This window comes from Tunturibacter gelidoferens (genome assembly GCF_040358255.1).
GTDB lineage: Bacteria > Acidobacteriota > Terriglobia > Terriglobales > Acidobacteriaceae > Edaphobacter > Edaphobacter gelidiferens.
Map to the genome: position 1 here is coordinate 5,107,606 of NZ_CP132938.1, position 24,680 is coordinate 5,132,285.

Consider the following 24,680-nt stretch of genomic DNA (forward strand, 5'->3'; position numbering starts at 1 on the left):
GATCTTGCGGTTTCATATGCAAAATTCATACGCTCTGACCGGGTATGTTTTGCAAAATTGGGAAGCTAAGATCGAAGTTACTTCGGAGGGCGAGCTCAGTGATGTCGAAGTTTTTCTCGAAGATCTTCGGCATCACAGCCGTACCTCGCCGTCATCCGATACGCGTTTCTTTGATCGTTTGAATGGTCTTAGCGTTGGACCGCTCCGCGCGTTTGTATCTGGCTCTTGCCTCCTACCAGAGTTGGATACGGTACTACCAATGTTCTTCGATGGACACGTCGGAATGTCTGCTTGGCGAAGTTCCTTCGATATAGTCGGTGAGGATTGTTTTGATCTGGCAGGAAAGCTGGTCCCGGCATTTACTACTAGCTCTTTGCCCTCAGACGGTTAGAATCGACGTCACGTGATTGGGCCCTAAGGTACATAGATCGGCCCCATTCCTGCCGATCCCTGACCCAGGCAATGGCGCAGGCGGCAAAGATGAAGAAGACTACGGTTGACCACAAGAGTAAGATGTTCCGTGCAATGACGTGCAGATGGAGAGTCAATCCGTCGACAGAGAAAATCTCCAGTAAAAATGCAATCCGCAACAACTGAACAGAGGCGGTTATTCCGCAGAACGCCTTAAAAGCGGCCGTCGAAGAAAAAAGTGCAAGCACCATCCACACAATGGGATGCATTGAAAGTCTCGTGAAAAGCTCGGCATAGAGAGCGGGCATAGGTTTGCTTAATTGAAATCAGATCCAAGGTTCGAATGATTCTGAACGGATGGGTCCGCCCTAACAGGGCGGCGTATTTTCCAGCAATTTCGATAAGAGACACATGATGTTTCCTTGAAACGGGTACATGACTCTACTGCGATGACAACACTTGCTTGGCAGGTCGTTCCAATTTAGATTTTCTGAGAAAGACGCTTCGAATAAGAGATCGGGCGGTGGGAGTAACGAGTAATCCTACGGCGACGTAGCCCGCGCACAGAAAGCTAATCCAAGCGGGGTGGTGACTTGATCTAGAGATGCGGGACATCACGTAATTACAGGCTGTGAGCAAACCTAAGAGATCGCAGACTGCCGATATCTGGTGGAAACGATCTCTCGCTATTAGAGCCGCGGCCAGATGTTTCCAGGGGAACGGGTATCGTCTCGCACAGACGATCGATACAAGGAAAAACGTACATACATCAAACAGCTTCATTTTTCTCCGATGCAGGCTAACTCAACGAGTGCCATCAGATACGAGACCATTCTAGCTCCAAAGTCATACTCGAACCAGATCTGGGTCGCATTAAATCCACACGCCGACCCAAAATGGAACCACCTCGCGCTCATCCCCGGAGGGTTGCACTCCTCGGGACGAGTCGTTCGGGACGGGATATAGCGCATCGGCCGCAAGAAAACACTTCCAAATCCGGATTTCACCTATTCCCAACCGCTTCGATTGCGAAGTGAAAACTGCCACTTCTATCGCGTCAAAATGTGTTTCATGGCTCAGCGAATCCCACTATCCCCGATAGTTGCCAAATCGCCGATGCACTTTGTGAGAACTCCACAAAGCACTCCAGCGCGGATTGCGGGCGAATCACGGGCCATTCGGAAGTTACTGACGAGCCAACTTCACAGGACTGAGGCTATTTCGTCTCAGTTCGGTGCTGGGCTGGAAGCTGCTCGTCTGCATGAGGTCATAGGGAGCACCGTGGAGGAAGGTAACGACCGAGCAACCCACCCCAAACAGGGCGTAGGTGGTCATCAGGACTGCGAAGACGGTCAGGATGACCCGTTGACCAACCTGTCTGAAAAGTTCGACAGCGATGAAGCCGCGGGAAAGAAAGAGCACCACGGAAACGATGGCGATTCGAGGAGCACTCTGGTCGTTCGCTGTGCTGAAGTACATCAACAAAAGAAGAGCGACACCAACTGAAGTCCAGAGCGTGCGAGTCGTCCGCGGACTGCGACAGAAGAGGAGAATCCCACGATAGAACAACACAAATGCAGAGAAGAGCAAGAAGTTCACAACGACGACAGCGACGACGTTGGGGAGGCTACCTCGTATAACTAACAGGACGCATCCAAGAAAGCCGGAAAAAAAGCCGAGAGCGAACGAACCAGTGCCAGGTAGATGACGATGCATCCGCCTCATACTAAAAAACACGATGGCGTACACCACCGTCAAGAGAGTTTGGCAGGCGAAGAGAGTTCTATTGTCTATCCACGAGAGCAGCATATTCTTAAAAGTGAGAGTTATATTGATCGGCAGTGATAAGGCGATCGAGAGGCGGCAACTTGCGGGAGATGCCTAATTGGGCACCTCTTGTCAAACCCTACCATAACTGGACCTTAGCAGGGCTGTCGGCGGCCAAGTGCGCCAATACTGACGCGGGAGTTGCCTCAAACTTCCAATTCATTCAGAGAGTAATCATCACCGTGGAGTGTGCAACATGAAATGCAATGTATGGATGACCTTCGCAAGAACATCCAAAAGAAAACGGAGATTAGACAGACATTTCGTAGTCCCACGAAAGCTTCAAAGCAGTCTGATTGCGGCCAAGCCCGCGTAAATTCGGTTTCTGAATGCGAGGAATGGTCGGCTCCACCATCGATAATCGCTGTTTGCATAGATCAAATGGTAAAGCGCACATCGCGTAGGCTTCGAAGCAGGCGCCTACTGGCCTATAGATGACTCGCCTCATCGATTTCGAGGCATGTGCCGGACCGCGAATCTTCGACCGTCCGATCTTCTTAGGGATTTCAATGACGCTCCGACTAGGTATGTCAGAGCGGCTGCACTTCCCTTAGCGTAACTTCATATATCTGTGAGCAAGTCTATGTGCGAAAACTCATACCCAACAGTAGTCCGTGTTTCGTTTATGTGCTAGCAGCGTAAGTCAGAATGTCGAGATCCGATCATGTACTGACACTCTCTCGCCAAGAGCTTCTTCTTCCCTCGTAGATATTAACTCTTTGAGCCAAACTTTCGCCCGCCATTTCCCAAACGGTCGTGCCAACAGAATTATGACAAACGCCCCGATGATCGCGATGTGCATCGTAGTCTCCGTTCTCACTGTCTTTCATCGGCATCTTCCCCCCCTGCATTAGCGATATCTTTCCTCATTTTCGTCCCTGAGAGTTCGAGGTCCCTCGAGTTTCTTGGGGTCTGTCCTATTGCTAAATCTAACGCTGACGATGGTAACCCTATGGTTCGTGCCGAAGGGGCGACCTTGCTGTCGTGGTCGTGATGGTATCCACACCAGCGACGCGGACGACAGCGGTACTTCAACTCTAGAATGGTGGCCTGTTTTCAGCTCACTCGCCCGATTTGTCAAGACGTTCAGGCATTGAGCAGATGCCTAGCTTTCCGTCGATAGGAGGGTTTTTGGCCCTCTTCGAGCCTTCCCAATCGTCCATCTGGGCCGCCCACGCTCCAATCTAAGTTCACAGCCTATGCCAGCAATACATCCGACTCAGCGCTCCTCAAAGCGGCAATATCCATTTGCGAGTGAGATTATGTTCGGCGTAAAACCAGATCCAAGGAACCGCGCTGGCGCTTTGCTTTTCCATGTCGCCCGGAATCAGTTTTCCCGCTCACCACAAGCAAAGTGATGCACGAAGCGAAAATTGTCGCCAGTATTGAAAGAGGCACAGCCGGGTTGTTCAACATCGGTACGGACAAGTCGAGGGCTTTCAGTCCGAGGTAATGGATCGACCAAATTCCTATTCCCATTGCGGACGCACCCCCACTGAGCCATGCAAACCAAGCCCTACCTTGCGAAGCATTGATTCGCTCCGCCAACGCGAGGGTCACATAGGTTGAGACGATCAGGGCGAGACCCGACAATGCAACCAATCGAAAATCGAAACCAATCAGAGGAGAACCTTGTATATGCATATGCCTGTTATCGGCGGTGAAGTGAGCATCTGTAGTAGCTCGGAAGTTGCATAACGGGGAACTCGTAACTGGTCAGGACCCCCAATATTTGGATGGGAGTTCGAGTGCGGAGATCGAAGGCTAGGCGGTACGCACCGGGGCCGAGGAGGAGGGTGTTGCCATCGGCCGAAAATGCGGAGGGCAGAACGCCGGACGTGTCTCTCGAACTGGCGGATGAGGACCGACCTCTCGAAGTTGAAGTTGGGATGAAACCAGTTCTTCTTCTCGAAGACAACTTGCCCGGTTTCGACGTCGATGAGGAGAATCCTAAGGTCGACCTCGGCTGGGGGATAGGCGATGCAGATAAGGGTCCGGGCATCGGGAGACAGAAGGGTCTGTAGGCAGTTTTCCTGAGTGACGACCTCGCGGGCGGAGACGCCTTTTTGTTGGGCGATGTTCCAGAGCTCAACCTGGAGGTTAGGGGTGTAGAAGGCGATCTGTTTGGAGTCAGGTGTAAAGTCCGCGGGCAGGGCGCGCTCGGCATCGAACGAAAGAGTTCGCGGAAGGGGTCGCGAGAGAGGACAAAGATCGAGCTTTCGTCCTGGGCGAGGATGTATTGGCCGTCGCGGCTGAAGCGGAGACGTTCGATATTGAGGTGCAGGGGCGGGCTGAGTTGGATTGGCGTGGTGTTAGTAGATATTGCGGTGGCAACTGGCGCAACGGGAGTGTCTGCGACCTGGTCCTCGACGACCAGGGTGTGCCAATGATCGAAGGCGGCTGATGAGTTTAACGAGCTCTTCGAAATAACATCGGCGGGGCAGGGCATGTGCCGAATTCGCGCCAGAAGCAGCGGACTCTGCTTGGGAGACCCCGGAGCAGGCGGCACTATGCGCCAGAACCGGTGTGATGCTGCATCCGCGAAACAGAATTTCAGCCTGACCAACTAAGTCGATGAATTACGAAGGCGATTCATCCAAGGAAACTCTGTCAAGACATCAGGGTCTAAGTTGGGCACGTGCGAAATGAGTCACGACACTCCTATTCTCGGCTTTATCTGGCATAGTCGCTTAACATCCGGCGGTAAGACGAACAGACCCACATTCCGAAGGCGAGACTCAATATTTCGATCAAATCACCAACATCGCGACTTCCCAATTCTGCGCGCCATGGTGGTGGGATATGCACTCTGCTGTGCTTGGATGCCATCCATCGCGCAAAGTTCCGCGGTGCCGAAGAGGACGTCCCCGCCCCATGCGATCGCACAGCATTTCTTTGGCGTCAACATCGAAAACAGCTACTCGAATCCGGTGCCCGCGTGGAACGACTCAAGGTTGCAACGTGCTATTAAACTGGTGGGGATCCAGACAATTCTATGGCTTCAATTGAATGGACTACTCCGATAACGGTCACTTTCTTATTATCGCTCCAGGATAGCGGTTTCCTCGAAAGCGCGGGACTGTTGATCCAAAGTCTCTTACAATAAACAGCGCCGGAGATTTGGGGTGCAGCTACTCTACGTACGCTGACGGCAGCGGGGGGCCGGGGGAGGGGTGATTGGCCAGTCATCGCCGTGCAATGCCTTAGGCGGTCCCGCCAATCTAGCCGGCGCGAACATGATTAGCAATGGTGGTATGGCTGCGCTTGAGGAGTTCGTTATCCAGTCTCTGATGATAAGGGCGTTTTCCCGTGTAATCGGTGGCGTAGAGTGTGGTCTGTACCATCTGGTTTCAATGAGTTGCGTGACGCTCAGGTAGTTGGTCGCAGAAAGTGGAATATCCATACCCGTTTGGTTCTCGGATGGACTCAGAAAGGGAGCGTCGATTCAATTTTGGTGGGCGAACAGCGGTTTCTCACAAAACTGATCGAGACTCTACTATCCAGGTTGGCACCGGCACTAGCGGCCACCATGGACCGACTGAATGCGAACCCACGTGCAGAGCCCATCTGTTGATTGCTGATTGGAGATGGCGCTCTGCACGCGTATCGCTTCACAAGACGATATCATTCCTTTATTTGAAGCCTACTTCCCTCCGGCCACATCTATTACGGCTGAAGGTATTGAGAATGCGGCGTTCCAATTTGTATCGCCACTGTATTTAGCCGTAATCACATTCCGTCCTTCTGGAAGCACTGGAGCAAGCGTTGCTAGGATGGTTCCGCCGTTGCCAGTGTTCAGTGCCTGTGGGTGGCCAATTGCCTTCTCTGCTGCTCCGTTGACGGCATCATAGAACTGGATGGTTCCGGTTGGAGCCAATACGTTGGTAGAAGAAAGGGCGCTGCTGAGGACAGCAGTGAGACTGGTCTCTGTTCCGGAAACCACCTTGCTGGCGTTTGCCTTGAGCGCAAGAGTCGCAGTCGCTCGTGTGACGATGACGGGGAACGAGGAGCTGCTGCTGGCGGAGAAGTTCACATCTCCAGAGTAGACAGCGTAGACCTTCTCTACCGCAACATGACCCCACTGAACGAACCCTGTGGCCTGACCGCCCACGAGATTCATGGAGCCAGCCAGCTGACCTTCCGCTGAGTAAAGAGTGACCGTTCCCGTTAGAAGCTTGGTGGTCTTTCCAGTCGCTGCAACATGCACTGTGAATTGGGTCTCCTGGCCTATCGCCGCTGTGCTGGCACTCGCTGATAGGGTCGTAATGGATGCGGCTGTGCCGGATGACGTAGTGATGATCTGCTCATAGGATGAGAGATACCCTGGGAGATAGTTTGCATCGCCCTTCCAGCTTGCGAGGACGCTGTACATGCCCGCCGGAGCGAGGAATGGAATGACCGCCGTACCGCTCTTATTGATGGTGCCTGTGGCAAGAGTTGCGCCGGTATCGTCACGTGTAAGCGTCACCGCCCCTGTCGGCAACACAGCCGGATCGTTATTGAAGAAGACCGTGGCCACAACTTCACTACCCGGAGGCGGCGTCTGGTTGTTTAGTGCTACGGCATAGTCCAGCGATCCCTTTGTGATGGTGAAAGGTGCGCTGGACGTGCTCGGACTAAAACTGCTGTCTCCGGAGTAGGAGGCGACGAAGGTATAGGTGCCGAGCCCGTAATCACAGTTTGTGTAGGGGCCGCACTGAACGTAGATTTTCCCAGTAGCATCGAGCGGAAACTTGCCGATTGATTGCGAGCCCATACTCAGCGCGATCGTTCCCGTCGGTACGCCGCCGCCCGATTGCCCAGAGATCTGGAACTGGACGTAGAAGCTGTTTGCAAGCTGTGCCGAGGACGCCTCGACGATCGGCCGCCTCCCCAGAATATAAAAGCGGGAGGCGGTATACGTCGTTCCGGTCGCGGCGCTGCTTTCAGGCGAGACCGTTATTGTGATGGGGCTGGAGGTACTGCCTGTGAAGGTGGCGTCACCACCGTACTCTGCGCTAATCCGATAGGTGCCACCGGGAAGGTTATTGATCGCACCCGAGTAGGTGCCACCGGTCAAGACCTCCGGATTGAGAAGGGGCTGTTCGTTGCTCCGTAGCACGATCGAACCACTCGGTGTTCCATTGCCGACTAGAGCTTCCACATCTGCCGTAACTGTGACTGGCGTTCCGTGGGGAAAGGTAGTCTTCGAAAGCGCGAGGTTCGTCGCGGAACCTAGGAGCTTGACCTTCTCCCACGCGCCAACTAGGTACGCAGCGTCAACGGAACCAAGACCGCTGGCCTGGTCGTAGCCTTTTGTCGCCGAATATCCGCTCAGATCGCCAAACACTGTACTGCCTGCAATCGAAATAGTGCAATTGGGATCACGAAGAGGGCAGCTGATCGCATTCGAACCGGCGGTCACGTCGTGAAAGACGCAGGACGTCGGCTGGGTGGGATTTGTCTCCGCGCTTGAATTGCAGGCGGAGGGAGTCTGCTGGGCGGCGATCTTGTAAAGCTGATAGTTTGCCTGGCCCTGGTAGGCGCCATTCTTCTGTTCCACTAACGCCATCAGGCCGGCGAATGAAGGCGAAGCCGCTGAGGTTCCGCCGATCACAGAAGCCTGCGTCAGAGTCAAACTTCCATCCGAGTTTGTAGTCCACTGACACGAGCCGTTATAGCAGAGCAGAAACCCGTCATGCCCGGCTGCTGCCGCAAGCGCCACATCCGGTAGATCGCGAACAGCGTCCTTCGGAACGCCGATTCCTGTCTGCCATGAGGGCTTTGGATAACCGGCAGCGCAGGTGGTATTACCATATTGGTCCGTGGTCGTTGTAGCGCAGGAGCTAGCTCCGCCGCCACCGGCATAGGTACTCTCATAGGTTGGGTTGTAATAGCAATTAGTCGCAGAGACTGGAAGAAAGACGTTGCAGCTCTCGTTCCAGACAGCTTCAGGCACATAGCCCTTGATCGAAGACAGGTTTGAACCGTTTGCGATATTCCAATAAGTATTCGTGTCAACGTCGTTGAGCTCCGTTCCTCCCACCGCCACGTTGTACGGCGTGGATGCGAGACCGTTTACGCCCAGGCCAAAAGGACTGGCACGGTATTCGCTCGGGATGACACAACCGCTCGATCCACCGTCACCCGATGAGACTAGAACCGTAATTCCTTCAACCGACGCCTGCTGCCAGAGGTCGTGATAGAAGGCCATCTCCGTTGCACCTATCTCAGACTCACATTCGCCGAAGCTGATCGACATGATGGGCGCGAGGGCGTGGTCAACGATATATGCGGCGGAGATATCGACGCCGTCGGTTGTAAGTGTGCTGGCACCGATTACGAAATTGATATTCGCCTTCGGAGCGACGGCTCCGGACCACTCCACGTCGAGAATCGCCTCTTCGTCGTCACCAGAGATTACGCCGGGATCGGTTGTCGCGTAGATGATCTTCGGGTCATTGAATGGAAGTTTGAAGAGCTTGCGAAAAGCCTCAATGTCCGACAGGCTGATATCGGAGCGCCCGACGATAGCGATCGCGACACCTTCGCCATTTACTCCCGCGTTGATCAGTGACGTTGTGTTGTAGAGCTTCGCAAAATCACCTGGTGCAAGGTAGTTCTCTTCCTGCGAACCAGTCGACGTGAAGGCTGGGCCAGCCGCGAGCGTTGTGTCGACGCCAGTGGTAGATGGAACTGTCGTACTGTCTTTCACCCGTACCAGCTTGCCGTCTTCGTTGCGGGCAACGGTGCTTGGGGTAATATGCTGCGGCCGCTTCAAAAAGTTGTTGATACTGACTACACCAGAGACCGCCGGCGCCAGTGCGGCAGGCAGAGAAAGCGCGGTGGCGTTTGCGTAGTGCGTAACGCCCTTGACGGAGTACTTGTGAATCTCTGTTCCGAAGGCCTGCTCCACCTGCTGCGCCACGCCGGAGAAACGGATCCAGGTCTTCGCCGCAGAGATCTCCTCGATTTTAAAACCATTGGCAGTGAGCCAGTTGCTCGCAACCTTTACGTCATTATCGGCGGGACCATATTGCGCGCCAAACTGTGCGGGTGTCAGCCAGTGGTGATAACTTGCTGAGTTGGCGTTGTGGAGATCATCCGCCAACTGTTTGAGCTGAGCTTTTTGTGTTGCGCTGGCGTGCAGAGTTAGAACCATATCCTTCATGGCCAAAGATGCATCCGCCCGCCCACGGTCATTCTGCGTATTAGCCAATGGGTGTACCGTGCCGGAGATCCGTGTTCGGACGCTGGCATCAACCGGCTGCGTGATCTGCGGGGTCACTTGCCCGATGGCAAGAGCCGGTAAGAAAAACGACACGATTACGGCGAGGATGCCACGAACTGCAGCGAGTGAAATGCCCTTACACATGCGATATCTCCAATTCCGTTGGACAGACAGAGTTCGGCTGCGTCCGCTGCAATAAACTGCCGGCGAGCGAAGTTGTTATTTACAAAGTGAGGGGAATCAAGTACGGCTTTGCGCAAAGCATAGACGAAATTCATCGGAATGCAACCGTCTGCCTAGAGTAGTTTTGAACCTACCCTTTCGGGTACCGGTCTCAAACGTCCAGCAGACCGCGCTGAATGGCGATCACGACCGCCTGGGTCCGGTCATTCGCAGGAAGCTTCCCCAGGATCTTCTTTACATGCATCTTGATCGTGTCTTCTGTTACAAAGAGCAGCCGGGCGATCTCCTTGTTGCTGTTGCCTTTGGAGATAAGTTGCAGCACTTCAATCTCCCGCTCGCTCAGCTTCTTCGAGGCGACATGCTGCGAGAGCTTCTCAGCCGCCTCCGGCGACAAACAGCGTCCGCCAGCCCATACTCGGCGGATGCTTTCGCCAAGCGTGGCGCCGTCGATTCCCTTTACCAGATATCCGGAGGCGCCGTTGGAGATTGCATCGAAGATGCTCGCGTCACCCTGCGAGGAGCTCAGAAAGATGATCTTCGCATCTGGGCGGTCGGCCAGGATTTTGCGCATCACCTTAATACCGCTCTGATCGGGAAGTCTTAGATCAAGTAACAAGATGTCAGGCAGATATTGAGCGAACATCTCGATGGCCTGACGTCCGGTTGCCGCCACTCCAACGATCACCATCTCCTGCCGCTCGAGAATGCCGGCAAGTCCTTCTCGCACCATGGGGTGGTCATCGACGATCATGATGCGGAGCGAGACGCTCTTCACGCGGTCTTGGACGAGTATGTTGTCTTCCGAAGTATTATGTCGAATGCTCACCGTGTTCACTTATCCTAACTCGCATCGGTTCAACGCACACTGGGCGCCACGATATTTCTAACTAGATGCCACCAGCGGCGCGAGGGCGTCGGCACCTTCAGCCGCACACGGGTTCCCAGATTCGGCTCGCTCTCGATCAGCACAGTTGCCCCAATACGCTGAGCGTGCGCCTGCATGCCGCTCAAGCCGAAGTGTCCCGACCTGCCTATCCTGAGGGTCTCTTCATCCATTCCAATCCCATCGTCGTTGATCGAAACCTCTATCCCCTCGTCCGTAAACGCAGCACAGACATCGATCCGGGTGGCACTGGAATGGCGAAAGGCATTCGCTAGTGCTTCGCGACAGATGCGATAGACCTCGTCCCGGATAAGAGGCTCAATGACAGGCTGTTTGCCCTTTGTTTCAAGCTTCAACATGGGCAGTTCACCGAGACGAAACTCCGCAGCAGCTTCCCTCAGCACTTCGAGAAGGTGGTACTGAGGAGTGGCCATGGAATGCAGGCTCGACACCATGTTGCGGCTCTTACCCACCATCTCCCTCATACGCGTGGTCAAGTCCGCCACGAGATACGCTGTCTTTTCTGAGTGCTCTGGTATCTGCATGCCGATAAGTTCGAGTTGAAGCGCGGTGCCGACGAGATCCTGAATGATGGTGTCGTGAATCTGGTATCCGATGCGCTCACGTTCTGCGGCGCGTTCCTGGAACCTCAATCGCTGTTGCTCCGCGACATGCTTCGTCCGGCGCCGTGTGATCTCGATGACGATGGCGAGCAAGGTTAGACACGCAAGGGTGATGAAGAGCTTGGTCTGGTAGAAGAAGGGACGGACGTGCACACCCACCCATGCCTCGGCGTTACTCCAGACTCCGTCTTCGTTAGCAGCGACGACTCGCAGCTGATAGTCGCCCGGAGGCAGTCCAGTGTAGGAGATTTCACGTGCGGAGGCTACATCCAGCCACTCCTTATCCCAGCCATTGAGCCGGTAGCGAAAGCGCAGTTGTTCCGGCGAGTGCAGATCGGGCGAGGTGAAGGTGACAGTAAGTCGATGGCGACCCGGCGGCACGACGATCCGATCCGCGGTCTGCTGGAGTACTTCGTCGATTGCAATCGATTCGACAAACACCTGTGCAAGGGGAGCGGGAGAGGCTTTCGTGTCAGCGACAGAGAGACCATTCGCCGTCGCCAGCCAGATGCGCCCGTCGTGCGCGCGCGCCATGTCTACCTGGCCGATCGGCAAGACATCTCGGCTTCTGAGGCCATCGGCCTGCGTATATCGTTTCGGCCACAATGTGTTTTCTGCTCCCATCAGCACTGCGTCCACTTGCTTGCGGTCTATCTGTGCGATCGCATTCGCAGTAGTAATCCACAGATTGTCGGCATCATCGGTTGCCGCTGCGAGGACGAGGTTACCAGGAAGCCCCTGCGCCTGCGTGATTCGCCTCACGTGGCCGGATTTCCAGAACACCAGCCCATCATCCGTTCCGAGCCAGAGACCGCCACGCTGATCGTCCCTTCCGATGGAAATCGTCGGAACATCTGCGATGGCTACAAATCGATCGCCGCGGAACTCCGCAACACCTTCATTGGTAGCCACGAGCACTGCGCCCTGTTCATCGAGCAGCAAGGACGATACACGCGTTCCGGGGACTCCATCCGCTGTCGAGAAGTGACGAAGCGAACCGTGATCCAACCGAAAGACTCCATTGCCATTCACTCCGAACCAAAGAGCGCCAGCTGTATCGCTTATCGGTGAGGTAATGTATCCATGCGGGATGCCGGCGGTGGGCACAAAGCGTTTGCCGCTCAGTCGGAATAGACCGTAGTCGGATATGGCAACGACGATCCCTTTATCGGAATCCGCAAAGCCTCTCACCTGACCGCGTTTGAGCCCCTCGCCAACGCTGAGCCGCTCAAACCTGCCTTCGTGAACTCGACCGACTCCATCTTCGAGGGATCCGACCCAGATAGAGTGCGTCTTATCTTCAAAGACAGCATCGTATTGGTTCTGGCCCTGAGGCAATCCATCCGCGGCGGTGTAGGTTGTAAACCTTCCATTGTGCAGGCGCTGCAAACCGGCAATCGTACCTATCCAGATATCGCCCGAACGATCTTCGAAGAGGATGCGCGCATCATTGCTCACGAGACCTTGCTCCGTCGTGAAGGAATCGATCTTTCCCGCCACATTGCGACTGATCCCATGAAGGCCACCGCTTGCCATCCACAGGGCACCAGTGTGATCCGTTAATAGAGAGACGAAGTTGCCACGTCCAGGGGCCTGAACGATCCTGAATCGCTCACCTTCTAGCTGGAAGAGACGATGCCCATCTCCGGCATACACATTCCCACGAGCGTCGGCATCGACGAACGAGATGTTGGCCGCAGGAAGCCCTTCAGCATCTCCATAATGACGAGCGACCTTCCCTCCGCGAACCGCAAACACTCCTTCATTCCCCGCCACCCAAAGAGTCCGATCGTTAGCCTCAGCAATAGCTTTCAATCCGCCGGCACGGCCATCCACGGGTAGCAGGCACGAAGTAAATGCGTGGTTGTTTGCTTTGAACAATCGGCTACGAGTGGCCACCCATATGCCGCCTTCATGATCTGGAACAAGATCATCAACTACAAATCTCTTTGAACCAGCCTGGTTGGCGATTGCAACAAACCTGCCATGTTCGTAATGAGTCAGGCCTGCCGATGTGCCAATCCAGAGGCTTCCGTCTTCGCCCGGTACCAACCCTGTCACTCGCTCCTGCAAGTTGTTTTCGCCTGCTCCTGCGGCGAAGGAAACGAACCGCACACCATCGAATCGGACTAGACCACTCATAGTGCCGACCCAGAGAAAACCATCCGAAGTTTGAGTGATAGCGGTAATGAAGTTTTGTGGCAGACCTTGATCTGTCTTCCATGAACTCAGTGCATAGTACCTCAACGGCTTCACGGGGAGGTCCTCGGCCAGCAAGGTGAAGAAGTAACTCGATAGACAGAAGATGAGACAGAGAGTCCCACTTCTACGACAGAAACCTAAAGATGTGAAGTCTCTGTCCGATTGCCAGACGTGGCTCATAACTTGAGAATAGAGCAACAATGGCGATCCACAGCAGCATCTTGAAGCTCTGCTGTTGAAGACGTCGCATTCCATCGCGGAGTTCTACCCAATCGACGAATTCGGGGTGACTTTTTCAACACCTACACGATTTTGCACTCAAACGTTCGGTCGATGGGTCGCCAATCTCCCATGCTGCGATGCACAGAGCGATTTCAACCTCCTTCATTGTTGCCAGTGTGGCCAAGTGCGACAGAGGGATATTGGGCGAAGCATGAGTACCTTCCCTCTGTCGACTCGGCCCGTTCTACTTAGGCGCAGTTCGCCAGGGTTGTGCGAAGGACCAAAAAGGTCCAATAACAGAATAATGAGCTGGTGTATGACCTACTCTGTGTTCACCGGTTAGGAGCGAGGAGCCATTTGTCCGAAAGGGCGACGATACAGACAAATGGAATGCTCTCAAGAGCCAATGAGCGCAATGGCGATTTGCACCAACTGACAAGCGACGGGGCAGAGTTACGCGTCACAACTCTTCACAGTTTCCGAAAACCCAACCGCTCGAGCTATCTTCCAGGCAGGGCCGTCTGCTCCCGAGCTTCTCAACGTGTTCTATGGGCCTTCGCTCGCGGGACGGTCTACATTAGATGACTGCGCGGAGGGCAACCGTCATGCCGTCACGTGCGGTCTTGAGAGCAGCAGCGACCGTCTCACCGGCGGCGATCGTGTGTGCGAGTGCCGATCTCCTTCGTTTTCCCGGATGCTCGAAAGCGACGGTCTCTATCCCACCACCGAAGAGTGTGTGGCTCGCTTCCAGCCCATCGAGTGCGGCGTTCAACTCCGCGACAACGGCCTCGGCCTCATCGGCAACGACGATCACTTCCACACTGATTTTCTTGTATAGCATTCGAAATACCTCTGCCTCCAATCTTATGCCTCCCCGGTTCCAGGCAGACCGCAAGCGATTAGCTGCAGGACGACTTCCGGATTGCCGACAACTCGACCGGAATCGTTCGACTTCTCTGCCCCCCGCGTGATAAGCCTTAGCAAGTTCCCAGAAGCCGGCCTAGGAGAGCAAGCGGCATCCAATCCGAGATTCCAACTTGTCGTCGGATCTAATATGAAAACCAAGCTGGCATTCGGGACAGCCTTGGGATTAGCAGTCTTGACCATACTACCGGCAACAGGTACAGACGAGTCTGCAATATCTTAACGCAGACTTAGTATGTGGAACCTCATTCAGGTTGTACTGGTTAGTGCTTGTTCGCAAAAGCACACCGAGGAGAGTGGACCCATGAAGACGAACCACAAACTGGCGCTCGCAGTGTCGGCCGGCGTCTCGATCGGCGTTGCTGGCGCCAAGGCGATGCATGCGCGGCAAGTTATGCCGCCGCCTGTCTACGTCATCTCGGAAGTCGATGCAATGGACCTCACTGACTTACAGAAATATGGGGAGAAGGTCCCGGCGACGCTGGCGCCTTTCAATGGCCACTATCACTTTCTCGTTAGTGGAGGTGCCAAGACACAGGCCCTCGATGGCGAACCGCCAAAGGGCATCGTAGTGATCGCTTTCGACAGCGTGGAGAAAGCGCGTGGCTGGTATGGTTCGCCAGCCTATGAGGCGATCAAGCCGATCCGGCTAAGCTCGTCAAAGGGCCGCATGTTTATCGTCGAAGGCCTCGCCCCCAAGTGACGGGACAAGTCAAGTTTTCAGATGACTGCATCAGAATGCTGGCTCCCCCGGCCAGGGCAGATTGTGGCTTATCGACTACCACGGCTCGGCAGGAAGAAGCCGACTCTGTTTATGCAATCAAGCGAAATCTCGCTGACACCCAGAAATCGGCGTCTGGGAAGTCAGCCTCCAGTCAGTCGACGAGTTCTTCCCGAGTCACGGGCAACCCGGAATTAATCCCAAGGTAAGGGTTGCCGACCATCCGACCGGAACCCGCGATTTGACCTCCAGCTCGTCTGGATGAGCGCCTCGGTCTGTTCGGGTTACCTGATGATGATGACGTGAGTTCTCTCCCTTCATTGCAGTAACGGAAGACACACATCCCGAAGGGGCGCAAGGTGCGCTGCTCCCAAGTCGCGGCACGGCTGCGTTACCAAGCCTAGAGCCCGTTAGTGCGGTTAGCATTGTCGGTCATGGAAGGATGGGGTCAGGGACGAACTGGCTAGAGAAAGGCGCCTCAGGGGTTAGTCCGGATTTGACGACCCTGCGGATGGTTCTCTCTTGTGGTGACGGCGCTTAACACCGGAAATTTTGCGATGCGTGACTCGCAATGTGCTTCGCCAGGCGAACTGCTATTTTTGATCCAAACTTATGAGCATCGGTCAGCATGCAGATTGGCCTGCGAAGATCAACACCGTCGACAGGAATCGTGGCAAGCGTTCCGGACTGCAGCTCTCGATCGATCGCTCGCCTAGAGATGAAGGAGATCCCGAGGCCCTCTTCCAGAGAAGACTTGATTGCATCGATATGATTGATCTGCAATCGAAATCTCCAGTCAGGCCGCTTCTGAAAAATCCTCCTCTCGGTGAGTGCTCGCGAGGCCGATTCGGGCTCGCGAACAATGAACCTCTCCTTGCTTAGCTCATCGAGGCTTACGGAAGAATGGGTCGCGAGAGGATGATCCTTCTGAACCGCCAAGGCAAGGCTATCCTCGGCCACAACACTCACGAGGAAGCTGCGAAACCGTGGCCGGCTCGCGATAAAACCCAGGTCTGCCTCACCAGAAATGACTTGCCGCTCCACTTCGTCACCACTCGTAACCAGAACCGTCGTCTCCAAATCCGCGACTTTCTTCTCGAAGCCCGCGAGCCATTCTGGAAGCATGTACATCCCTGTCGTACTGGTCGCGATCCGAAGCCTCTTCTGTGAAGCGGAAGCAGCTCGCGACAGCATCTCCTCGGCCTCTTTCAGAGACTCCACCACCACCTTTGTGTGCTGGTGCAGCAGTTCACCTGCTTGGGTGAGATAGAGACGTCGACCTACTCGGGCAAACAACTGTACAGCGAGCTGCTCCTCCATCACGGCAATCTGCTTCGAGACGTACGGCTGGCTCGTCTCCAACTCCTCCGCCGCCAAGGTGACGCTCTGGAGACGCGCCACCGCTTCAAACACGCGAACATTCGTAGCATTGAGCCCAGTCTTCATAGGTGCCAGATATCTCTATCAGGCACCTATGAAGCCCAACAAATCATTACAGAACGGTTAATATGCCCGTCATCCTCGATAGAGCCAACGTGCAAGATCGCGATTATGCGTGAAGTAGGAGCTGGGTGGCGCTCCTTTCGCGTTGTAGACAAACAGGGGGATATCCAGTTCATGCATGGACCCGTGGCTGCGATAGGTGCTCGGCAATTGCTCGCTTGGCTGATCCAACTCGCCAAACACCGTGTTCTTATCACCGAACACACATAGGTCGCCGATGCGAGCACCGTACAGATCGTACTTGGATACCGCCTCCTCCCGGGTCACGATCAATTCGACCCCGGGAAGCTTCGTGAGAACATTCATGACCTTCTGCTTGTCCTCGGGATGATTCAGGTAGACCCATGAAACTCCGCCGAGACCACGGTGATGTTTCACATACCGATCCCGCTCCGCGGAGATGGATATGCGAATCGGAGCTCCCGCTGCTGCCAGCGTCTTGTCGAGATCGTAGGCGAACGTCTTGTGGTTCATCCCATGATCCGCTGTCAGTAGGAATGCGGCGTCCGGGGCTGCCTCCTGTGCCTCTCCCAGCAGAGTATCAACCGTCTTCAGATGCTCCTTCGACTCCGGGGTCTCCGGAGCCCAGGTGTGCATCGGATAGTCTGTTGTATGCACATAGAGACACTGGATCTCTGGTCGATGTTTCAGAATGTCGATGGCCGCTCGAACGGTCCAGTAGTTGATCTCGCGACTATATATCTCCGGCGCCGGTCCCAGCCGATCTACCCAGTCCGCAGGTGCTTGCTCTGGAGTGAGCGCGATGGTCGTACCCTTGCTCAAGAGCGAAATAGTCTTCTTCTTGCTGGAGACCAGAGCGGACGACACGCCCTGCTTGGCCGCATGTTCGAAGAGCGTCGGCGCCATGAGCAGGTCGGCCGTTTCCATGTACTCTTCATGACCAGTGCGCGGGTCGAAGTAGGAGTTGCCGGTAATTCCGTGCTCTTTGGGAAAGGCTCCGCAGCAAATGGATGCGTTGTTTGCATTCGTAACTGTCGGCACCATCCCCTTCACCTGCTTATATAACCCATCACGCTGCCATCTACGCAGGGTCGGCATATCGCTCTGTGCCAGATAGTCCAAGCCAAATCCGTCGAACATAACGACCACTGTTCTTTGTGATGTGCCCTGGCTGACACCCTGAAGAGCATGCAGGGGCTCGACCGCACTGCTATAGGCAAGCGCTGCTGCGGCCGATGTCAAAAAGTCTCTTCTGGATTGCATTTCTTCGTATCCTCTCAGTCTTTCTCTGATCTCAGAATCATTTCTGCCTTCAATGTATTTCGGCCCTCACATAGTTCGATTGCGATTCACGGAAGCGGTAAGAGGGCCGAAGGAATACGATTCGTCGTTGCATGCCTCATTGGTCGCGTCTACCAGATCAGCTTGGCTCCCAGTTGAATCTGTCGCGAACTCGTCGTCGTCGAAGTGAGCAAGCCCGCGTTGAGATTGGGCGCACCGGTCGAATCGAAGATATCGGTACCGGCCACCAGCGGCGGCACCTGGAAGTTCGCACGATTGAGCAGATTGAAGAACTCGGCCCGGATCTGCAGATTGAGTGACTCGGTAAGGCGGTTGTTCTTGACCAGAGAGTAATCGAGATTGGCGAGGCCGGGACCCGTCAGGATATTACGGCCGGCATTGCCGCGCAGGTTCATGCAGGTTGGATAGCCGAAGCTCGGATCGCAGTACTGCTGATAGAACGCCTGCGATGGCGCCGTGGGCACTGAGAAGCATTCTGTCTTTATATAGTGGTTGGGGTTTCCCGGGTTCACCAGCGAGCTGCAGCCGGGGCCACCGAGGCGGTTGGGATAGTCCCAGGGATCACTGCTGTTGAGGCCAAGCGGGTCGCCGTCGGTACCGAACGTGGCCGTAAAGGGAACGCCCGAGTTGGCCTTTAGAACTCCACTCATCTCCCATCCCTTCCCGGTCCAGGCCAGCCGCCCGTGCAACGCGTTGAGAGCCGGAACCTGCCACGTTCCGGCGACCACCAAAGTTTGGGCGATATTGAAGTCGGACACCCCGCGGTTCAGACGAAGATCGAAGTCAGAGAGGCTCGACATGCTGGTGAGGAATTCGTCGCCGACGATCGTCGAGGAACCGGTATCGAAGCTCTTGCCCCACGTATACGAACCGCGAAGCTGGAAGCCGTGAGCCATTCTCTGCGTCACGTTGAACTGCAAGGCGTGGTAGACGGAGGTGCCGATCCATTGCATGGATCGAATCTCGCCGAAGTTGGGGTTCAGCAGGGTTCCGCTGCCCACCGGCGAGGGCCAGAGGTAGCCGGCTGACGTGAGCGAGGGCTGGACGATATTGGAATCGTCAATTCGCATCGGCTGGTGGACGCCATGCGAACCGACATACCCGAGCGTCGCCGTAAGGTCTTTCGTAAGTTCACGCTGGATGTTGAGATTCCACTGCATGACGTAGTTCCGTTTTGGATGTTGGTCGATATAGGACACGGACAGCGTCTTCGGGGTGAGCTGCGCGAGTCCTCCCTGATAGAAAGATCCGGTCGGAATCTTGGAGTTGCTGGCCAGCAGGTAGAAGGGAGCGGCCCGGGTCTCCATATTCTGGAACTCGTAGGGCAGCGGCAGCACGTCGTAGAATCCAAAACCCGCGTGGAAGGCAGTCTTGCCGTCATCTGGACTCCAGATAAGCCCGACTCGCGGCTCGAAGTTCTTTAGCGTTGGATTATTGAAGAGAGGGCTGCCCAGATGATTCACCGGACTGGTCAGACTCAACAACGTTGAGAGCTTCCCGTCTGTTTCGCTCAGTACGCTGCTCATCTCGTAGCGCATACCCAGATTCAGGGTGAGATTGGGACGTATGCGCCAGTCATCCTGAACATAAGCGCCAAACAGCTTATCGCGCAGATTACGTGGAGTCGTCAGACCTGGTAGCGCAGCCCGAAAACGCGACGGCTGATTCGTAAGGAACTTATTGAGGGAGCCGAACGAGTACTGTCCCGTCACATAGGAGTAGTACTCGATGCCGGACTGCATGTCCTCGAAGTTCGCGCCTACCTTCAGCGAATGCCGGCCCTTCGTAAAGGAGACATCATCGTAGACCTGATAGGAAGCCCACAGGAAGCGGGTCGCGTCTTCGGCACCGCCCATGAAATCGGTGATGCCGCCGATGCTGACATGGGAGGCCGGCTGTCCGGCAATCGCACCAAGGGACAGGTCAGCCGCCGCCGGATTGATGGCGCTCGCGGTCAGATTATCCTGCACGCCTTCCCGGTTGAGTCCAAAGCGGAGACTATTCAGCAACGAGGCGCTGAACACATGGGTCTCCTGGGCCGCGACCGTGCGCCTCGTGGTGCGAGAGCCGAGGAGGACGTCGTTGAGGTTGTCGGGTGAGCGGTATGGCGTGTCATCGAAAGTGAAGACGCCAAACAGACTATCCCGGCTCGAAAGCGTATGGTCGAGACGGCCGGTTACGAAGTTCTCATTGACCACCTGCTGGCCGGTAAACTTGTAGATTCCGGTATCTCCTGCACCAAGAAGAGGTCCGTTGGGCAGGCCCCAGAATGTCAGATACTTCTGCGCCGAGGGATCCACGGTGATATCGCCAGTCGATAGATGGCCTGCGCGCGCCTGGGCAGAAGGGACGGTTACGGTGTTCGTTAGCCCGGTGGACTGCCGGTTCCCTTCGTAGTCGATGAAGAAGAACGTGTGATCTTTCCAGAGTGGACCCCCGAGCGCGCCGCCGAATTGATTGCGCTTGAAGGGCGGCGTTCTCCCGGAGTCGAAGTAGTTTGGGGCGTCGAGCGCGCTGTTGCGCAGGAACTCATACGCAGATCCATGAAACTTGTTCGTACCCGAGCGGGTGATGGCGCTGATCACGCCGGCTGACGTCCGTCCGTATTCGGCCGGAGTGTTCGCGGTCAGCACCGAGAACTCTTCGATGGCATCAACACCCAGAGTACCGCCGAGGACGCTTCCCGGCCCTCCGTTGCTGTAGTCGTTCACACTCACTCCGTCTATGCGGTAGCTATTCTGCCGAACACGCCCGCCGGAGATACTCAGCTGAGAACCGAAGCCGCGATTGCCGCGATCGGCAGCCGCGGAGTAGGACGCCTGCGTCTCGACCGCCGCAACGCCCGGCTGGAGCGTCGCCAGGTCGGTCCAGGAGCGGCCGTTCAGCGGTAGTTCTCGAGTAGTTCTGGAGTCGACCACGGTCCCGAGGTCGGAGGTGGCGAGCTGCACCAGGGGTTCGCCGCCTTCGACGGTTATGCTTTGCGACGCAGACCCGACAGCCAGCACGAAGTTGATTTCGACGGCGTCCTGAACGTGCAGGACAACGTTCGGTTTTATGGCCGCTTTGAAGCCGGTCCTATCGGCCTCCAGGCGATATGTTCCGGGCAACAGATTCGGAAAGTAGTATTCGCCGGCGGCATTGGTGGCGGCGTCATAGCGAATATTGGTGTTCACGTTCACGGCGAGAACGTGCGCGCCGGTAATGATTGCCTTGCTGGAGTCGATGACTTGACCGGTCACGGATGCGTTGGGGGACTGCGCGTAAGCAAGTGTTGTCAGCGAAAGAATCGCCCCGAGCCACATGATGACAACTGTTCTCTGCGACCTCTTCGCTTGCTTTCCGGATGCGGCATGGAGTGTTGCAGTTGTAATCCTTCGAAATGTGCTTGTCATTACTTTGAAGCTGACAGCGCATTGTTGCGAGAGTGTTACGAAGTGGAACTCTCGCCTTGGTACTGTTATGTGCACATAACCGAATGCGACAGAGAATAACCATAAGCCGCACGTTCTCGCGGACCAGCTGATGTGCGGTCTTTGGCTTCCGGTTAGCACTGTCGGGAGTCGTAATGCTGGCGATGCCGCTGGGTGCGCCATTGCTGATGTTGAACGCTGCGTCGTTGCTGTTGTGGGTTGAGGTTGCTTTGATATCCCATTGTTTTGCTCCCTTCTGCCCGGTGGGTATTGTTTGTTTCTCACACCGAAGCGAGACAACAAACGGTCGGACGGCGGACGGGAGAGAACGAGTGCAGCGATGGTTGCAGGCCGGAGCGGTGGGCGTGGCAAGTGCCAAACATGCACCATCGTTTGACGCGCAGCCAGCGCTCGTCCAACCGGACGGAAAAGGCCCGCTCTTTGGGCCGTCCACCGGAGCGGCGCGAAGTGAGCCCAGGCGCGCCAGCAACTCCTAGCTAGGTTGATCCGTGAATGTTTGTCACGATTGTGCCTAGCTTCCTGAATCCCAGAACGAGCTTCAATGTCTTTGGCTTAGTTTAGCGACGAGGGTATGCGAGTGGGATACTGGCTTGCGGCGAACGATTTGCTACTCCCGAATTACGGGCAAACCGGAAGTAATCCCCCAGTGCCCGCAAAGTCGGCTTCTCGGCAAATTCACATCTGTAATTGCCGCAAACTCCGTTAATGAGATGGTCCGCCGCTTGATCCTCCCATGAGGTTTGGAGGATCGTGTTTGGCAGGTTCATGGATATTGGGTGGCTTAGGCACGTTGTTTCGATAATTCTCCCATGCTGGCCCACCATTTCAAACTTCTCTAAGACGTAATACAAGAATTCCGCACCCCTCCTAATAAGCGAGACTGAACGTCTATGCCCTACTTCATTCCAATGAATTGTCGAGTGCAGGTGCTCAGAACCTCAGGCGTCTACTACTCAGTGAAAGGACTGAGAAGTCCTCTGGCGCGCGTGCGGAATGGCCATCTGGGTTGAACTGATCAACTCATGTTCTCGGATGATGGATCTGGACGCTCCGCGGGACGCCTAATGAAAGCCGAGAGAACGAAGGTCTATCTTCCCTTGAAAAATGAAGGGCAATCAGCTTTTAGCGACCGTATTGATAAACCATCGGTTAAATATTCGTCTGTAATTGTATTGCCGGAAGCAGTCACAAATCTGATCTCAATTTTTTTGTGGGCCAGAAAGTCAGAGATGATACTTTTTCCGGCAAGCAAATCCGAACCGTTCTTCGCGATATCCGCAATCCACGTTTTAGCCTCGTGATCGTCACTGCGAATCGACACTTGAGCCCAGCCAACGGAATAGTCAGAAACACTGTGGGACTGGTTTGCAATGACGGTTCCGGTACGAATCCGAACATGGTCAAACTTGCCTAATTTTTGGCAAGAAAACGCGATCCTTGGATGCCTGCCAGTCTCGATATCGGTCGCGGAAGTCTCTGCCTCGAGTGAGTAGGCTGTACTTAATTCTCCAGTCAACTCGTCCGTAATCATGACTTTTTGCCATTTGCCTCCGGCCAATCCGAAAACCACGGAAATTTCGCCTCGCGGCTCTGCGATAGTTTGCGACAGAGAAATCATGCTCGAAGCTGTTAGGACATATATGGCTATAAGTTTTCGCATCATTAGCTCAAATGCTGGGTCTTCGACTTTATCGGCCAACAGCCATTTTTCTTTAGTCTCACTGAGGTGCATTGAATGTCAGAAAGTATGCAAAGCTACTAGCCGCTAATCTTAGACAGGTCGAATGTCTACATGAGGATTTCGCTTTGGCGCGATCGCCTAGAAAGCAATTGGGAGATTCTATAGTCGGTAGTGAAAAACGCGATTGTGTTGACTCATACATCGACCGCACCAGCCCGCACGCCGGCGTCGACCCTTATTGATTCTCAAGCATCAAGACGAAGACGTGTTGGATTTGATCGAATGCCATTGCTTACCTCTGAGCGCGATAGATTTCTTTGTGGAAAGCTTTGCCTGGTTCTTTTGGTGTAGCTCGATGAGTGGAAGCTTTGCGCGGAGAGCGTCTTCAACTGCTCGATCGTCTTCCTGGCCAAGTCGATGTTGCCGGCAGCGGCATATCCGTATCCCAACCAATGCAAGAACAATCTTTTTGAATGATCCCACTATTTGAACTCCGATATTAATCAGAAATGCTTCCTAAAGAGGAGCTAGCCACATAGCATACGGTTCATCGCAGATCGACGGTATCAAAATTGGACTGTGTAGCACCGGCCAGAGGCGCCTTCTGGCGCCGAATTGTCGAGTACGTGCTGCATAAATGAAATCACCTGAGCGAATTCGAGTGATGTCGTCGAGCCGAGAGAATCGCGAACGCCCTCGTTATCGGGATATCATAACGAGGACAGTTCCCTTCTCTAACCGACAGCTGAGACCCATCATGACACGCACGGAAATTCTGCTACGACTCCAAACGATTAGAGACAAAGGAACTCAGGCTCTGAAACTCCTTGAGTCGCAGCCCCTCTCGGTCGATACACAGGCTGAAATTCGAAGTCTGGCCCAATGGATCAAAGAAGAGTTGCACAGCGAATACAACCGTATGTTGCCCGAGCGCGCGCAAAAGACAATGTCGGTATTCGAACTCAGCGTCTATTCACCCACGATAGAAGAAACTTGGAAGAAAAGTGGCATCAGCCGTTTGAAGATCGACGGAACTCTCGATGAAAAATGGCAGGAACCGTTAGAGGCCGTGGTTTATAACGCCGGCAAGTATCTTTCTTGAATCGGAGGCACTGAGTCCCTCTGCGGCTTGACCAGCGTCGAAACGCAGATCTGATCGAAAGAGGATCATGGTGGTCCTTCTCGTCAAAGGCACCGGCGACGGAATTGTGGATCTTGAGTATGGTCGCCGCTATGCGGAAAGCATTCCCGGCTGTTGTTTCGAAGTCATCTCCGAAGCTGGACATTTTCCTCACATTGAGAAGCTGGATGAGGTGCTTGGATCGATCCGTGCATTCGAGTGCGTTAGCGGGAAGCTGGCACGGTCAGCCCCTCAGTATTTGGGTCCAAACGTGGGTCCAATCTGCCCAAATACTAGGTAAAAAGGTGTACTACGACGCAATACCGGACAAGAAGAATCAATACGTTAGAACATCCGCTTCCGTTTCGGGACCAGGGGGTCGGAGGTTCGAATCCTCTCGCCCCGACCATTTAAATCCCTCTTGCTTTTCAACAATTTACAGCCCAAGCCATTTGTCGTGTTCGAACTGGTGCCGC

General features: G+C 54.8%; 14 protein-coding genes and 1 pseudogene. 4 read left to right on the top strand and 11 right to left on the bottom strand.

The window, feature by feature from the left end; translation table 11 throughout:
* Positions 1 to 1,596: 1,596 nt before the first annotated feature.
* A complete protein-coding gene (locus RBB81_RS21940; RefSeq protein ID WP_353072157.1) occupies positions 1,597 to 2,127 on the bottom strand; it encodes a hypothetical protein in 531 nt (176 codons plus the stop codon).
* Between the two features lie 1,371 nt (positions 2,128 to 3,498).
* Positions 3,499 to 3,882, bottom strand: coding sequence for an MHYT domain-containing protein (locus RBB81_RS21945; RefSeq protein WP_353072158.1), 384 nt, complete (start codon positions 3,880 to 3,882; stop codon positions 3,499 to 3,501).
* A gap of 155 nt (positions 3,883 to 4,037) precedes the next feature.
* Between RBB81_RS21945 and RBB81_RS21950 the strand changes: the two genes are divergently transcribed.
* Together RBB81_RS21950 and RBB81_RS21955 are read left to right on the top strand one after the other, a co-directional pair.
* Entirely contained in the window at positions 4,038 to 4,262 is a 225-nt protein-coding gene (locus tag RBB81_RS21950) for a hypothetical protein (RefSeq protein WP_353072159.1), read from the top strand.
* Between the two features lie 215 nt (positions 4,263 to 4,477).
* Positions 4,478 to 4,642: a hypothetical protein gene (locus RBB81_RS21955; RefSeq protein WP_353072160.1), complete on the top strand. Its 165-nt coding sequence runs from the start codon at positions 4,478 to 4,480 to the stop codon at positions 4,640 to 4,642.
* A 1,239-nt stretch (positions 4,643 to 5,881) separates the two neighbouring features.
* On the opposite strand, the gene RBB81_RS21960 is transcribed toward RBB81_RS21955, so the two are convergent.
* The 5 genes and pseudogenes from RBB81_RS21960 to RBB81_RS21980 form a co-directional block, all read right to left on the bottom strand.
* Positions 5,882 to 9,592: an Ig-like domain repeat protein gene (locus tag RBB81_RS21960; protein WP_353072161.1), complete on the bottom strand. Its 3,711-nt coding sequence runs from the start codon at positions 9,590 to 9,592 to the stop codon at positions 5,882 to 5,884.
* A gap of 190 nt (positions 9,593 to 9,782) precedes the next feature.
* The gene (locus RBB81_RS21965) at positions 9,783 to 10,457 is read right to left on the bottom strand and encodes a response regulator transcription factor (protein WP_353072162.1); all 675 of its coding nucleotides are present in this window, start codon (positions 10,455 to 10,457) and stop codon (positions 9,783 to 9,785) included.
* 29 nt (positions 10,458 to 10,486) lie between these two features.
* Positions 10,487 to 13,279 carry a sensor histidine kinase gene (locus RBB81_RS21970; RefSeq protein WP_353073963.1) on the bottom strand — a complete coding sequence of 931 codons (2,793 nt, stop codon included), beginning with the start codon at positions 13,277 to 13,279 and terminating at the stop codon, positions 10,487 to 10,489.
* Positions 13,280 to 13,306: 27 nt separating this feature from the next.
* Positions 13,307 to 13,594: pseudogene (locus tag RBB81_RS21975) on the bottom strand (hypothetical protein); the annotation flags it as partial.
* A 544-nt stretch (positions 13,595 to 14,138) separates the two neighbouring features.
* Complete coding sequence (locus RBB81_RS21980; protein ID WP_353072163.1) at positions 14,139 to 14,402, bottom strand: hypothetical protein; 264 nt, start codon at positions 14,400 to 14,402, stop codon at positions 14,139 to 14,141.
* Positions 14,403 to 14,789: 387 nt separating this feature from the next.
* On the opposite strand from RBB81_RS21980, the gene RBB81_RS21985 reads away from it, so the two are divergent.
* Positions 14,790 to 15,188, top strand: a complete 399-nt coding sequence (locus RBB81_RS21985) for a DUF1330 domain-containing protein (RefSeq protein ID WP_353071730.1) — start codon at positions 14,790 to 14,792, stop codon at positions 15,186 to 15,188.
* A gap of 555 nt (positions 15,189 to 15,743) precedes the next feature.
* Here the strand turns inward: RBB81_RS21985 and RBB81_RS21990 are convergent.
* The 4 genes from RBB81_RS21990 to RBB81_RS22005 form a co-directional block, all read right to left on the bottom strand.
* Positions 15,744 to 16,652: a LysR family transcriptional regulator gene (locus RBB81_RS21990; RefSeq protein ID WP_353072164.1), complete on the bottom strand. Its 909-nt coding sequence runs from the start codon at positions 16,650 to 16,652 to the stop codon at positions 15,744 to 15,746.
* Positions 16,653 to 16,721: 69 nt separating this feature from the next.
* Entirely contained in the window at positions 16,722 to 17,933 is a 1,212-nt protein-coding gene (locus RBB81_RS21995; protein WP_353072165.1) for an alkaline phosphatase family protein, read from the bottom strand.
* 149 nt (positions 17,934 to 18,082) lie between these two features.
* On the bottom strand, positions 18,083 to 21,364 hold the full coding sequence (locus RBB81_RS22000; RefSeq protein WP_353072166.1) for a TonB-dependent receptor: 3,282 nt from the start codon (positions 21,362 to 21,364) through the stop codon (positions 18,083 to 18,085).
* 1,126 nt (positions 21,365 to 22,490) lie between these two features.
* On the bottom strand, positions 22,491 to 23,102 hold the full coding sequence (locus RBB81_RS22005) for a hypothetical protein (protein WP_353072167.1): 612 nt from the start codon (positions 23,100 to 23,102) through the stop codon (positions 22,491 to 22,493).
* A gap of 739 nt (positions 23,103 to 23,841) precedes the next feature.
* On the opposite strand from RBB81_RS22005, the gene RBB81_RS22010 reads away from it, so the two are divergent.
* Positions 23,842 to 24,186 carry a hypothetical protein gene (locus RBB81_RS22010; RefSeq protein ID WP_353072168.1) on the top strand — a complete coding sequence of 115 codons (345 nt, stop codon included), beginning with the start codon at positions 23,842 to 23,844 and terminating at the stop codon, positions 24,184 to 24,186.
* The last annotated feature ends 494 nt before the right edge of the window (positions 24,187 to 24,680 follow it).

Bases quoted from the DNA above. Each gene is read 5' to 3' on its own strand.
- RBB81_RS21940 (WP_353072157.1), bottom strand. From the start codon at position 2,127: ATGCATCGTCATCTACCTGGCACTGGTTCGTTCGCTCTCGGCTTTTTT.
- RBB81_RS21995 (WP_353072165.1), bottom strand. From the start codon at position 17,933: ATGCAATCCAGAAGAGACTTTTTGACATCGGCCGCAGCAGCGCTTGCC.
- RBB81_RS21990 (WP_353072164.1), bottom strand. From the start codon at position 16,652: ATGAAGACTGGGCTCAATGCTACGAATGTTCGCGTGTTTGAAGCGGTG.
- RBB81_RS21960 (WP_353072161.1), bottom strand. From the start codon at position 9,592: ATGTGTAAGGGCATTTCACTCGCTGCAGTTCGTGGCATCCTCGCCGTA.
- RBB81_RS21945 (WP_353072158.1), bottom strand. From the start codon at position 3,882: ATGCATATACAAGGTTCTCCTCTGATTGGTTTCGATTTTCGATTGGTT.
- RBB81_RS22010 (WP_353072168.1), top strand. From the start codon at position 23,842: ATGACACGCACGGAAATTCTGCTACGACTCCAAACGATTAGAGACAAA.
- RBB81_RS22000 (WP_353072166.1), bottom strand. From the start codon at position 21,364: ATGACAAGCACATTTCGAAGGATTACAACTGCAACACTCCATGCCGCA.
- RBB81_RS21970 (WP_353073963.1), bottom strand. From the start codon at position 13,279: ATGAGTGGTCTAGTCCGATTCGATGGTGTGCGGTTCGTTTCCTTCGCC.
- RBB81_RS21985 (WP_353071730.1), top strand. From the start codon at position 14,790: ATGAAGACGAACCACAAACTGGCGCTCGCAGTGTCGGCCGGCGTCTCG.
- RBB81_RS21980 (WP_353072163.1), bottom strand. From the start codon at position 14,402: ATGCTATACAAGAAAATCAGTGTGGAAGTGATCGTCGTTGCCGATGAG.